This is a genomic window from Clostridium sp. AM58-1XD, assembly GCF_003464085.1.
Lineage (GTDB): Bacteria > Bacillota > Clostridia > Lachnospirales > Lachnospiraceae > Lachnoclostridium_A.
The window spans coordinates 14366-27377 of record NZ_QSDR01000033.1; the positions used below are offsets into that span (position 1 = coordinate 14366).

Sequence of the window (13012 nt, forward strand, 5' to 3'; positions counted from 1 at the left end):
GTATATGAAAAAATGGTTGTGTATAGGGGCAGCGGTGTGGATCGCCTGTGCGGGAGTCATGTCAGGATGCAAAACAATGGAAACGGATGCGCCGAAAGCGGAAGAACAGGAGACAAAAGTTCCGCAGATCGGGCTCAGTTTTGACTCGTTTGTGATAGAAAGATGGATAAGGGACAGAGATGTTTTTGTCTCCACAATGAAGGCGCTGGGGGGTGAAGTGAATGTTCAGAATGCCAACGGCGATGTGCAGGAACAGATCTCCCAAATCGATTATTTTATTGAAAAGAATATGGATGTGATCGTCGTAGTGGCAGGAGACTGCGAGGCGCTTACCGGAGTCATGAGAAAGGCCAAGGAGGCGGGAATTAAGACGCTTACTTATGACCGTATGATCAAAAACGCGGGTGCAGATCTCCACATATCCTTTGACAATGAAATGGTAGGACGCCTTATGGCGGAAAGCCTGGTTGAAAATATACCGGAAGGCGGGGATATTTTTCTGATTCAGGGGCCGGTGACGGATGATAATGTGGCTTTGATACGAAAGGGAATCGACGGCGTACTGGATGGGAGCAATCTGAGAGTGGCTTATGAAGCCAACTGTGAAGGCTGGCTGGCGGAAAATGCCTATACATATGTGAAGAAGGGATTGAAAAGGACAAGGAATGTCAAGGGAATTATCTGCGGCAACGACGATCTTGCCAGCCAGGTATTCCGCGGGCTTTCAGAAGAGCGCCTGGCGGGGAAGGTCGTGCTCACCGGACAGGATGGAGATCTCGTCGCCTGTCAGAGGATCATGGCCGGAACCCAGGAGATGACAGCTTTTAAGTCGATGGAAGAAGAAGCCAGAATAGCGGCAGAATACGCATATCGCCTGGCGATGGGCGAGGGTATTTCCGATGTGACAAAGACCGTCGACGACGGGACGTATGATGTGCCGTATCTGGAACTGAAGCCCGTTCCTGTGACAAAAGAAAATATGGACGAGGTGATCATAAGCGGCGGTTTTCATGCAAAAGAAGACGTCTATCTGAATGTGAGCCAGGAAGAAAAAAGAGAATAGCAAGGTGTTACAAAAAGGAATATAACGTTGCCATCGATACCGGATGCGGGGACCTGACTACCGTCTGGAACGGAATCTGGTATCGGTGGCACAGCTGATTCCTGACCTTGGCACCTTCGTATTATAGCATATATTTGACAGCAAAAATGTCCTGCTTGACAGGGCATTTTTTTAATTTGGGCATTTCTGTGCAGTAAGGTGACAAGCAAGTCCAGAACGCGTTGTGATATAGTAAACCCATCAAAAGAAACCAAATTTTGGAGGAGGACTTGATATGAAAAGAAAACTTATTGCAACAATGCTGGCAGGGGCTATGGTTATGGGTATGGCAACCGGATGCGGCTCGTCGGATAAGGGAGCGGCAGACGCAGCAGCAACACAGGCGGCAGGAAGTGAAGCGGCAGGCAGCGAGGCGGCAGGAAGCGAGGCAGAAGGCGAGGCGGCAAAACCGGCAGAAGGCGGTTCCCATCTGATAGGTGTTGCAATGCCGACCAAGGATCTGCAGAGATGGAACCAGGACGGATCCAACATGAAAGCTGAGCTGGAAGCGGCAGGATATCAGGTAGACTTACAGTATGCTTCCAATGATGTCCAGACACAGGTGTCACAGGTAGAGAATATGATTTCGAACGGATGCGAACTTCTGGTAGTCGCTTCCATTGACGGAAGTTCTCTAGGAGAGCCGTTAAGCCAGGCGAAAGAAGCAGGAATTCCTGTTATTTCCTATGACCGTCTGCTTATGAATTCGGACGCTGTTACATACTATGCTACCTTTGATAATTACATGGTAGGACAGAAGCAGGGTGAATATCTGGTACAGGCTCTGGATCTGGAAAACCAGGATGGCCCGTTTAATATCGAACTGTTCACAGGTGACCCGGCAGACAATAACTGTGTATTCTTCTTTGGAGGAGCGATGGATGTCCTTCAGCCTTACATCGATTCCGGTAAACTGGTTGTAAAATCCGGTCAGACCGCTTTTGAGCAGGTGGCAACAGCAAACTGGGATTCTGAGAAGGCACAGAACAGAATGGACACGATTATTGCAGGCAACTATTCAGACGGAACAACTCTTAATGCAGTTCTTTGCTCTAACGATTCTACTGCACTTGGCGTAGAAAATGCTCTGGCTTCTTCTTATACAGGTGAATATCCGATCATCACCGGACAGGACTGCGATATTGCCAATGTAAAGAACCTGGTAGCAGGAAAACAGGCAATGTCCGTATTTAAAGATACAAGAACTCTGGCTTCTCAGGTGGTAAATATGGTAGACGCAGTTATGCAGGGCGGCGAAGCAGAAGTCAACGATACCGAGTCCTACGACAACGGCACCGGCGTGATTCCGACATACCTCTGCGAGCCGGTAGTCGTTACGACAGAAAACTACAAAGAAATGCTGATTGATTCCGGCTACTATACAGAGGATCAGTTAAAGTAATTGACAGTATAGAAGATTCATCAATTGAGTGCAGGAGGTTCCATACCCCCTGCACCATCAGTTAGGAGGGGAACAGATTGGCAAAAATACTTCTGGAAATGAAGAATATTGTAAAAACCTTCCCAGGCGTAAAGGCCCTTGATAATGTAAATCTGCAGGTGGAAGAAGGAGAAATTCATGCTCTTGTCGGTGAGAACGGAGCGGGAAAATCCACATTGATGAACGTGCTCAGCGGTATTTATCCATACGGCTCCTATGAGGGAGACATTATTTATAACGGAGAGGTGTGTAAATTCAACAAGATCAGCGACAGCGAGGAAAAGGGAATTGTTATTATCCATCAGGAGCTGGCGCTGATTCCCTATATGTCCATCGGCGAAAATATGTACCTGGGAAATGAAAGAGGAAGAAGCTGCAGCATCAACTGGAACGAGACCTACGGCGAAGCCGATAAATATCTGGAAATCGTAGGCCTGAAGGAATCGTCCCACACTCTGATTAAAGACATTGGAGTAGGCAAGCAGCAGCTTGTAGAAATCGCAAAAGCACTGGCAAAACATGCAAAACTTCTCATTCTGGACGAGCCGACCGCTTCCCTTAACGAAGACGATTCCAAGGCACTTCTGGAACTTTTGCTGAAGTTCAAGGCCGAAGGTATGACATCCATTATTATTTCACATAAACTGAACGAGATCGCATATGTCGCCGATAAGATTACGGTTATCCGCGACGGTTCTACGATTGAAACCCTGGACAAGGCAAAAGACGATATATCAGAAGACAGAATCATACAGGGAATGGTCGGACGGGAACTGACCGACCGTTTTCCAAAACGCCCCGATGTAAAGATCGGCGATGTGGCTATGGAAGTAAAGAACTGGACGGTTTACCATCCTTTATATTCGGACAGGAAAGTAGTGGACAATGTTTCACTGAATATCAGAAAAGGCGAGGTCGTTGGAATCTGCGGGCTGATGGGCGCGGGAAGAACAGAGCTCGCAATGAGTATTTTCGGAAAAAGTTATGGGACCAATATCAGCGGACAGCTGTTTATTCATGGAAAAGAAGCAAAGCTTCATTCCGTAGAAGATGCGATTAAACATAAGCTGGCCTACGTAACCGAGGACAGAAAAGGCAATGGTCTGATTTTAAGCAATCCAATTAAAACCAATACCACCCTTGCAAATATGAAGGCAGTAAGTACGAACGGAATTATCGATCATGACAGGGAGTTTGCTGTTGCGGATGACTACCGTGAAAAACTGAAGACGAAATGTGCCGGCGTGGAACAAAATGTCGGGAATTTGAGCGGCGGCAACCAGCAGAAAGTCCTTCTGGCAAAATGGATGTTTACTGAGCCGGATATTCTGATTTTGGACGAGCCTACAAGAGGCATTGACGTAGGGGCCAAGTATGAGATTTACTGTATTATCAATGACCTTGTAGCCTCCGGAAAATCGGTTGTGATGATTTCTTCGGAGCTTCCTGAAGTTTTAGGAATGTCCGATCGGATATACGTTATGAATGAAGGAAAAATCGCGGGCCAGATGAAGGCGGAAGAGGCGACGCAGCAGTCCATTATGGCGTGTATTCTTAAATCAGATAAAGGAGAATAAACCATGGAAAATAAAATCAAAATTTCTGAAGTGTTTAAAAAGTATACAATGGTCATTGTTCTGGCAGTGATAATTATTCTGTTTACTGCAAAGACAGGCGGAAAAATGCTGCTGCCTCAGAATGTAAACAACCTGATTGCGCAGAATGCGTATGTATTTGTCCTGGCGACCGGCATGCTGTTCTGTATTCTTACCGGCGGCAATATCGACCTTTCCGTCGGTTCTGTCGTGTGTTTTGTAGGCGCTATCGGCGGAAAGATGATGATCGAAAACGGATTCAACCCCTATGTTACGATTGTAGCGATGGCTGTGATCGGAATTTTAGTAGGTGCATGGCAGGGCTTCTGGATCGCCTATGTGCGGATCCCACCGTTTATCGTAACTCTGGCAGGCATGCTTATGTTCCGGGGACTTTCCAACGTAGTGCTTCAGGGTATGACGCTGTCCCCTGTTCCGGAAGGATTTTTAAAGCTTTTCAATAACTACGTTCCTGATTTCTTCGGCGGAAACGGATTCAACATTACCTGTTTCGGAGCGGGAATTCTGGCCTGCGCCGTTTATATCTTTATCGTATTTGCAGGAAGAAAGAGAAAACAGGCAAAAGGTTACCGCGTTGAACCTCTTACCGGTGCGGTTGTTAAACTGTTTGTCATCTGTGCAGTCGTACTGGCGTTTATGTTCCGTCTGGCCCAGTATAAGGGAATTCCGAATTCGCTTGTATGGGTAGCGGTGATAATCGGCATTTACAGCTACATCGCTTCCAGGACGACGGCAGGCCGTTATTTCTATGCGGTCGGCGGCAATGAGAAAGCAACAAAGCTTTCCGGTATCAATACAAATCTGGTTTACTTTCAGGCGTATTTAAACATGGGACTTCTGGCGGCAGTAGCAGGCATGATAACAGTAGCCCGCCTGAATTCAGCAAATCCGACAGCGGGAAACAGCTATGAAATGGACGCGATCGGCGCCTGCTTTATCGGCGGGGCTTCCGCTTACGGCGGCGTGGGTACGGTACCGGGAGTTATTGTCGGCGCTACTCTGATGGGCGTTCTCAACCTGGGCATGAGCATCATGGGCGTGGATCAGAACCTTCAGAAGGTGGTAAAAGGCGGAGTTCTTCTGGCAGCTGTAATTTTCGACGTAGTCAGCAAGAGAAAATCCTTTATTGTGAAGTAAAAGAATACTGGAATCGGAGGAATAGAAGATATGAAAGTTCAGAATGTGGCAGACAAGGCATTTGCCCCATACGGAAGAATTATTGCGGATTTTCCATGCGAAGATATTCTGAAAGCCATGGAAAAAACACCTGTGCCGGATGATGTCGTTTACACAGCTTCCGACGAAGGACTGGAAGCCTGTGTGAACGCCAAAACTGCGGCAGAAAGCCTGTACGGAGGCATGCCTGTTCAGCTGGGGTACTGCAACGGCCATAACAAAAAACTCAATGCGGTTGAGTACCACAGAGATTCGGAGATCAATATTGCTGCAGATGATCTGGTGCTGATATTGGGAAAACAGCAGGATATCGAAGATGATTTTACATATGACACTTCTAACATGGAAGCGTTTCTCGTTCCGGCGGGAACGGTGATCGAGGTATACGCAACAACTCTTCACTATGCGCCCTGTCATGTAAATGACGAGGGATTCCGCTGTGTGATAATCCTTCCAAAGAATACGAATACGGATGTTGAAGAAAGGCATGTGACGGCAGAAGACAGGCTGCTTCTGGCGAGGAATAAATGGCTGATCGGCCATCCGGAAGGCGGACTTTCAGAGCGGGCTTTTATCGGGCTGAAGGGGGAAAATCTGTCGATCGATTAATACTTAAAAATTTATAATCAGGCGGGGCCGGTTACGCGTAAGGTCCCGTAACCGAACAAAAATGGAGGATAGAGATAATATGAACAATATTCCAGAAATAAAAGTTGGTGTTGTGGCAGTCAGCCGGGACTGTTTCCCGGAAAGCCTGTCCGTAAACAGAAGAAAGGCTCTAGTTGAAGCTTATAGGAACAAATATGATGAAACAAATATTTACGAATGTCCGGTCTGCATCGTGGAAAGTGAAATCCACATGGTTCAGGCCCTGGAAGACATAAAGGCCGCAGGCTGCAATGCCCTGGCGGTTTATCTGGGCAATTTCGGTCCGGAGATTTCAGAAACACTTCTGGCTAAACACTTTGACGGTCCGGTGATGTTCATTGCCGCGGCAGAAGAGAGCGGAGACAACCTGATTCAGGGCAGGGGCGACGCATACTGCGGCATGCTGAATGCCAGCTATAATTTGAAGCTGCGCAATATTAAGGCTTATATTCCGGAATACCCGGTGGGAACGGCGGAAGAATGTGCGGACATGATCGAGGAATTCCTTCCAATTGCAAGGACGATGGTGGGCCTGTCCAGTCTGAAGATTATCAGCTTCGGCCCGAGACCGTTAAATTTCCTGGCCTGCAACGCTCCCATTAAGCAGCTTTATAACCTGGGAGTCGAGATCGAAGAAAACTCCGAACTGGACCTGTTTGAAGCGTTTAATCATCATGCGGACGATCCCAGAATCCCGGAAGTAGTAAAGGATATGGAAGCAGAGCTGGGAGAAGGAAACAGGAAGCCGGAAATCCTTCCGAAGCTGGCCCAGTATGAGCTGACGCTCCTTGACTGGATTGAAGCCCATAAGGGATACAGGAAGTATGTTGCCATCGCAGGAAAATGCTGGCCTGCATTCCAGACACAGTTCGGCTTTGTTCCATGTTATGTCAACAGCCGCCTGACAGGCAGGGGAATTCCTGTTTCCTGTGAGGTAGACATTTACGGAGCGCTGAGCGAGTTTATCGGAACGTGCGTCAGCCAGGATGCGGTGACCCTTCTGGATATCAACAACAGCGTTCCTGCCGATATGTATGAAAAAGAGATTAAGGGAAAATTCGATTATACTCACAAAGACACTTTTATGGGATTCCACTGTGGAAATACGTGTTCCAGCAAACTTTCGTCCTGCTCCATGAAATATCAGATGATTATGGCGAGAGCTCTGCCGGAGGAAGTGACACAGGGAACGTTGGAAGGGGATATCGTGCCTGGAGATATTACATTCTTCCGCCTTCAAAGTACGGCGGACTGCCAGTTGAGGGCGTATGTGGCACAGGGGGAGGTCCTTCCTACTGCAACCCGTTCCTTTGGCGCTATCGGTATCTTTGCGATCCCGGAAATGGGAAGATTTTACCGCCACGTTCTGATCGAGAAGAATTATCCTCATCACGGCGCGGTTGCCTTCGGCCATTACGGAAAAGCGCTGTTCGAAATATTTAAGTATCTCGGTGCGGAGGATATTGGCTTTAACCAGCCAAAAGGAATGATGTATCCGACTGAAAATCCCTTTGCATAAGAGACGGCGATCCTGTAAGATAGACATAAGAAGACGAGGCAGCGGCGAAAGACGTGAAACGTAAAATAACAGGGGGATTTGAAATGTATTATATCGGCGTGGATTTAGGAACTTCTTCTGTCAAGCTTCTATTGATGGATGGTTCCGGAACAATTGAAAAAATCGTTACAAGGGAATATCCGATTGATTTTCCTCATCCCGGTTGGTCGGAACAGAATCCGCAGGACTGGTGGAAGGAGACAAAAGAGGGAATCCGGGAGCTGACAGAGGGATTTGACAGGAGCCGGATCGCCGGCATCAGCTTTGGAGGGCAGATGCATGGTCTTGTCATTTTGGATCGTGAGGACCAGGTAATCCGTCCTGCGATTTTATGGAATGATGGAAGGACCCAGAAACAGACGGATTATCTGAATCATGTGATCGGCAGGACCAGGCTGTCTGAGTATACGGCTAATATCGCTTTTGCAGGCTTTACGGCGCCAAAGATCCTCTGGATCAGAGAGAACGAGCCGGAGAACTTTAAAAAGATCGCAAAGATCATGCTGCCGAAGGATTATATTGCCTACTGCCTGACGGGCGTACATTCTTCTGATTATTCGGATGCATCAGGAATGCTTCTTATGGATGTAAAGAACCGCCGCTGGTCGGAAGAAATGATGGAGATCTGCGGTGTAACAAAAGATCAGCTTCCGAAGCTTTATGAAAGTTTCCAGGTGACGGGCACTTTAAAGAAGGATGTGGCAGGAGAACTGGGGCTGCCGGAAACGTGTGCGGTAGCGGCGGGAGCCGGAGATAATGCGGCGGCAGCTATCGGAACAGGAACCGTAGGGAACGGAAAATGTAATATTTCTCTTGGAACCAGCGGTACCATCTTTATTTCCAGCAGTGAGTTCTGTGTGGACAAATCTAATGCTCTTCATGCATTTGCTCATGCAGACGGCCACTACCACCTGATGGGCTGCATGCTCAGCGCTGCTTCCTGTAACAAGTGGTGGATGGACGAGATAATCGGGACAAAGGATTACCGCAGGGAACAAAGCGGCATTAAACGGCTGGGGGAGAACCATGTGTTCTTTCTGCCATATCTGATGGGCGAGCGTTCTCCTCATAACAATCCGAACGCCAGAGGAACATTTACCGGACTGACCATGGACAGTACAAGAGAGGATATGACTCAGGCCGTATTGGAAGGCGTAGCTTTCGCCATCAGAGATTCTCTGGAAGTAGCCAGAGCGCAGGGACTGAACATAATGAGAACGACAATCTGCGGAGGCGGAGCCAAAAGCGCTTTGTGGAAAAAAATGATTGCCAACATCCTCAATATGGAAGTAGACATCATCCGGTCGGAGGAAGGCCCTGCCTTAGGAGGGGCTATGCTGGCGGCGGTTGCCTGCGGTGAATTTGCTTCTGTAGAAAAAGCTGCCGAGGCGATTGTAGAAGTGGTGGATACGGTGAAACCAGAGCAGGAACTGGTTGAAAAGTATGAAAAAAAATACAGAGTTTTTGCAGAGATTTATCCGGCATTAAAGGAAGTCTTTGATAAAATAGCGGAATAAATGTATAGGAGCATGAAATAAAAGCGTGGAATAAAAGCTGCCGTATCGGTGAGAAACTTACCGGTACGGCGGCTTTTTTTTACATAGGAGAGTTCTCCGAACTATCCTATGTAAAAAAAGCCCTCCGGGCAGGGTCGCCCTGCGGCGGTAAGGAATGATGCCGCTGAAGCGACCCGCCGCAGGCGGAGAATCCCGCGAGCGGGACTATTTCTTATTCTGGGAAAGACCTTGTTCTTTTACCGTATTGCGGCAGATCGATATATAAAACTGAAGTATTACGCCGGAAATAAATTTTATAAATGAAGTGAAAAATTGATTTGATTGTATAAATTACATAATAAATTAAGCGAAATACATATCAAATATGTGAAAAAACAGGGTGAAATGCTGAAAAATATATGGAATATTTACTTCACTATGGAGCGAATATATAATGAAAACATAAAATTACTTCATAGACAACGGCAAAAATGGAGGAGGAAAATGAACGATTTACTGGTACGGATCAAGTTTCAGCTGCCGTCTCTGCCAAGAGCGGAGAAGATCGTTGCGGAAGAACTTTTGGAAAATCCGGAAGCGATCACCGACCTTACGCTGGCGGCGATGGCAAGAGAAACAGGGAGCAGCGAAGCGTCAATTATCCGTTTTTGCAGAAGGATGGGTTTTAACGGCTATACGGAATTAAAACACGCCTTTATGAAAGCGGTTAAAGAAGGGGATGAGGTACAGTCAGAAGAAATTAAAGATCATGACGACATGAGGACAATACTGAAGAAGGTATTTCAGAGCAATATTCAGACGCTCAACGATACGCTGTCACTTGCAACGGACAACTATGACAGGGCTTTGGCGGCCATGTTGAAGGCAAAAGCAATTCACTTTTTCGGAACGGGAGACGCCTTTTCCGTATGCCAGCTGGCTTATATGAAATTCAGCAGGCTGGGAATTGAAGGGAGCGCCCACAGCGACGTGATGCTCCAGCTGATTGCAGCATCGAATTTAAAGCCTGACGACGTGGCATTTGCCGTGTCATATGAAGGGCGTTCGCGGAATATCGTCAACGCTGTGAAGGTTGCGAAGGAGATGGGGGCTACAATCATTTGCATTACGAAAATGAATAAATCCCCCATGCTGAAATATACGGATATCAACCTGTTTACATCAATCAGCGATTTGACGGTAGGCAGGGACAAGGTGACACGGAGGGTTTCAGACCAGGCAATATTAGATGCACTGTATCTTGGGTACATCACAAAGTGCGGGCAGAAGCAGAACATGAGCAGGTATTTAAAGAGAGTACAGAATGCAATTGACTGTAATAAAATTTAGGAGGATAACATGAAAAAAAGATTATTATGTATGGGATTGGGACTTTTACTGGCAGCAGGCATGACAGGCTGTTCTACGGAAGGCAAGGAACCGGCAGCTGAAACGACGGCGGCAAAGACGGAAGCGCCGGCGGCAGGAGGAGAAACGACAGAGGAAAAAACAGAAGAAAAAGCAGAGGAAGGCAAAACGACGGACCCGAAATCAGTGAAACTGGCGTATGTCAGTATGAACCTGGCAAATCCCTGGAACGCAACGGTTAAAAAGGGATTTGAAGCGGCATGCAAGGATCTGGGATGTGAATTTATCACCATCGATTCCGAATATAAGGTGGATAAGCAGGTGTCTTCACTGGAAAGTCTTGTAAATGACAAATACAGCGGATTTGTATTCACTCCGATTGATCCAAATGCCACATGGGATATCGTGGAACAGGCTAAAAAGCAGGGGGGGGCGACAGCTACGATCGCCCAGCAGCAGGATAACGTCAATCTTATTTACGGCATGAAAGAGTATGATTACGGCCATTCAATCGGAACCCAGGCAGGCGAGTGGATCAGGGACAACCTGGGCGGCAAGGCGAAGGTTGCGATTATTTCTCAGGACAACGTGGAATCCGTGATTGCAAGAGGAGACGGTGTAGAGGAAGCGATTAAGGAAATCTGTCCGGACGTGGAAATCGTAGCGAGACAGGCAGGGGATACGCTGGAAGGCGGCATGAAGATTATCGAATCCGTGCTGGCACAGACGCCGGACCTCAACGTAGTCGTAGGAACGAATGACTCCGGCGCTATCGGCGGATATCAGGCCATGGTCAATGCAGGAATGACCGGCGACGACAAGGCGGTATTTTCAGGAGATGCAACGGCAGAAGCGATCGAATACATCGGACAGGAAGACAGCATTTACAGAGGTACGGTAGATTTGGAACCATATGTAGGCGGATATAACTGTGCGCAGATTTTATATAAATATGCAACAGAAGGCATCCCGAGCGAACAGCAGATCGAAATGCTCAACTATAAGCCGGTGCCGAAGCAGGATGTTCTGGACGGAACATTTAAAGCGGTCGAATAATTTCATTTATTTGGGGGCGCTGCAAAGGTGCAGCCCCCTCTTTGTTTAAGGAGAAGATAAAGTGGAAGATATAATTTTAAGAGTACAAGGTCTGTCTAAATATTATGCGAAGGTAAAAGCTCTTGATGATATTTCCATGGAAATCAAACGGGGCGAAACCCACGCGCTGTGTGGAGAAAACGGGGCGGGAAAATCCACCTTTATCAAACTGCTGACCGGCGCCATCCTCCCTTCTTCAGGAACGATTGAATTCGAAGGAACGGTCTATGACAAACTCACTCCGTCCCTATCAATGCGACTTGGAATTGCTGTCATCTACCAGGAGTTCAGCCTTGTTCCGTATCTGACGGTGGCAGAGAATATTTTTTACGGCAGAGAACGTTCCAGGATGGGGATACGGTCCATACAGCAGATGAATGCAGAGGCGGAGAAGCTCTGCAGGGATATGGGCGTCGAAATCAATGTAAAAACGAAGGTGTGCGGGCTGGGCGTGGCTTACCAGCAGATCGTAGAGATACTGAAAGCAGTTTCTAAGAATGCAAAATTTATCATTATGGATGAGCCGACGGCTCCGCTGACGCTGAAGGAAACTGAAATTTTCTTTCAGATCATCAAAAAATTGAAAGAAAAAAAAGTCACGATTATTTTCATTTCCCACAGGCTGGAAGAGGTATTTGAATTATGTGACCGTGTGACGGTATTTTGTGACGGCCGGTTTATCACGACGAAGAGGACAGAGGAAGTCACGAAAAAAGCGTTGATTTCCTACATGGTAGGCAGAGAACTGACCGATGATTATCCCACCTCTTCCGGTAAATTCGGGGACGTAGTCTTTGAAGCGCGCTGCGTGTCAAATAAACGGATTCATGATATTTCTTTTAAGGTGAGAAAGGGGGAAGTGCTGGGCATCGGCGGACTCGTGGGAGCGGGACGGACGGAGACGGCCAGAGCCGTTTTTGGTGCAGACCCGATAACGTCGGGAGAATTTCTGTTTCAGGGAAAGAAATACGTGCCGAAATCACCGAAAGAGGCCCTGGGACTGGGGATCGGGCTGATTCCTGAAGACAGAAAAAAACAGGGGCTGATTCTGGAAGCTTCGGTGAAAGACAATTCGGTGATCAGCATACTGGGGAAGTGTTCCAGAATGGGAATTATTGATAGAAAGAATGAGAGCGGCATCGTTAAAAAATACGTGGATGAACTAAGAATAAAAACGCCGGGAATCAACCAGCTTGTCAAGAATCTTTCCGGTGGCAACCAGCAGAAGGTAGTGCTGGCCAAAATGCTGGCAACCAACTGTGAAATTCTCATCTTCGACGAGCCGACGAGGGGCATTGACGTCGGCGCAAAGCAGGAGATTTACCATTTGATCAGAGAATTGACGCTGCAGGGAAAGTCGGTGATTATGATCAGCTCCGAAATGCCTGAACTGATCGGAATGTCGGACAGGATACTCGTAATGGCGGACGGCAGGATGAAAGGCGAGATCGGCAGGGAAGAGTTTTCACAGGAACGTATTTTAGAAATGGGATCGGAAATTGATTAATCGTG

The 13012-nt window shown here is 47.4% G+C and carries 10 protein-coding genes; all 10 read left to right on the forward strand.

Annotated features, from left to right (window positions below):
• Positions 1–4 precede the first annotated feature (4 nt).
• The 10 genes from DXA13_RS17055 (at position 5) to DXA13_RS17100 (ending at position 13007) form a co-directional block, all read left to right on the forward strand.
• Entirely contained in the window at positions 5–1063 is a 1059-nt protein-coding gene (locus DXA13_RS17055; protein WP_118246282.1) for a substrate-binding domain-containing protein, read from the forward strand.
• Positions 1064–1337: 274 nt separating this feature from the next.
• The gene (chvE, locus tag DXA13_RS17060) at positions 1338–2504 is read left to right on the forward strand and encodes a multiple monosaccharide ABC transporter substrate-binding protein (RefSeq protein WP_118246283.1); all 1167 of its coding nucleotides are present in this window, start codon (positions 1338–1340) and stop codon (positions 2502–2504) included.
• Between the two features lie 77 nt (positions 2505–2581).
• The gene (gene mmsA / locus DXA13_RS17065; protein ID WP_118246284.1) at positions 2582–4120 is read left to right on the forward strand and encodes a multiple monosaccharide ABC transporter ATP-binding protein; all 1539 of its coding nucleotides are present in this window, start codon (positions 2582–2584) and stop codon (positions 4118–4120) included.
• A gap of 3 nt (positions 4121–4123) precedes the next feature.
• Positions 4124–5296 carry a multiple monosaccharide ABC transporter permease gene (gene mmsB / locus DXA13_RS17070; RefSeq protein ID WP_118246285.1) on the forward strand — a complete coding sequence of 391 codons (1173 nt, stop codon included), beginning with the start codon at positions 4124–4126 and terminating at the stop codon, positions 5294–5296.
• 30 nt (positions 5297–5326) lie between these two features.
• Positions 5327–5944, forward strand: coding sequence for a DUF4867 family protein (locus DXA13_RS17075; protein ID WP_118246286.1), 618 nt, complete (start codon positions 5327–5329; stop codon positions 5942–5944).
• A gap of 79 nt (positions 5945–6023) precedes the next feature.
• The gene (locus DXA13_RS17080; RefSeq protein WP_118246287.1) at positions 6024–7502 is read left to right on the forward strand and encodes an L-fucose/L-arabinose isomerase family protein; all 1479 of its coding nucleotides are present in this window, start codon (positions 6024–6026) and stop codon (positions 7500–7502) included.
• 83 nt (positions 7503–7585) lie between these two features.
• Positions 7586–9058, forward strand: coding sequence for a xylulokinase (xylB, locus tag DXA13_RS17085; protein WP_118246288.1), 1473 nt, complete (start codon positions 7586–7588; stop codon positions 9056–9058).
• Positions 9059–9541: 483 nt separating this feature from the next.
• Positions 9542–10387: a MurR/RpiR family transcriptional regulator gene (locus tag DXA13_RS17090; protein WP_118246289.1), complete on the forward strand. Its 846-nt coding sequence runs from the start codon at positions 9542–9544 to the stop codon at positions 10385–10387.
• A gap of 9 nt (positions 10388–10396) precedes the next feature.
• Positions 10397–11461: a sugar ABC transporter substrate-binding protein gene (locus DXA13_RS17095; RefSeq protein ID WP_118246290.1), complete on the forward strand. Its 1065-nt coding sequence runs from the start codon at positions 10397–10399 to the stop codon at positions 11459–11461.
• A 61-nt stretch (positions 11462–11522) separates the two neighbouring features.
• Positions 11523–13007, forward strand: a complete 1485-nt coding sequence (locus DXA13_RS17100) for a sugar ABC transporter ATP-binding protein (RefSeq protein ID WP_118246291.1) — start codon at positions 11523–11525, stop codon at positions 13005–13007.
• Positions 13008–13012 lie beyond the last annotated feature (5 nt).